Origin of the sequence: Halorubrum sp. SP9 (genome assembly GCF_005435015.1) — an archaeon.
GTDB classification, from domain to species: Archaea; Halobacteriota; Halobacteria; order Halobacteriales; family Haloferacaceae; genus Halorubrum; species Halorubrum sodomense.
In genome coordinates this window covers 1-626 of sequence record NZ_SGXU01000245.1, presented here as the reverse complement: position 1 = coordinate 626, position 626 = coordinate 1, and the positions used below count along the sequence as shown (strand labels likewise).

Annotated in this window: 2 protein-coding genes; both read left to right on the top strand. The window is 56.4% G+C overall.

The features are described from left to right. Positions 1–60 precede the first annotated feature (60 nt). A complete protein-coding gene (locus EXE45_RS17400; protein WP_137695072.1) occupies positions 61–525 on the top strand; it encodes a dTDP-4-dehydrorhamnose 3,5-epimerase family protein in 465 nt (154 codons plus the stop codon). A gap of 3 nt (positions 526–528) precedes the next feature. Next, a partial coding sequence (locus tag EXE45_RS17395) for a sugar phosphate nucleotidyltransferase (RefSeq protein WP_137695071.1) occupies positions 529–626 on the top strand: 98 nt, incomplete at its 3' end.

The window sequence follows — 626 nt, the reverse complement described above, 5'->3', positions numbered from 1 at the left end:
ATATGAATGCTTAGATCGACATCGAAAGGTCAAAGCCCTGTACAGATAATCCTCAGTGGAATGATCCACGACATCGAAGTCAGAGACCTCCAAGTAAACACCGACGAACGCGGCCACCTCGTCGAAGTCTTCCGCGAAGACTGGAATGTGTACGATATCGATCCGGCGATGTCCTACTACTCGATGACCTATCCGGGGATCATCCGCGCGTGGCATCGCCACCTCGAAGGCCAGATCGATCACTTCGTCTGCCCGCAGGGCCGAATCAAGGTTGGCATCTACGACGATCGCGACGACTCCCCCACCCAAGGCGAACTGGATACGTTCGTTATCGGCGAGCACAACCAACAGCTGATCCGCATCCCCGGCGACTGCTGGCACGGCTTCAAAGCGATCGGCGACGAACCGTCGCTCCTCATCAACTATCCGACGAAACTCTACGACTACGAAGAACCGGATGAGGTGCGACTCCCATATGACACTGACGAAATACCTTTAGACTGGGAGGAACCACCTCACGAGTGAAAGATGAAAGGCGTCCTTCTCTCAGGCGGCACGGGCTCACGCCTCCGCCCCATCACCCACACTGGTCCCAAACAACTCGTCCCGGTCGCGAACAAGCCGGT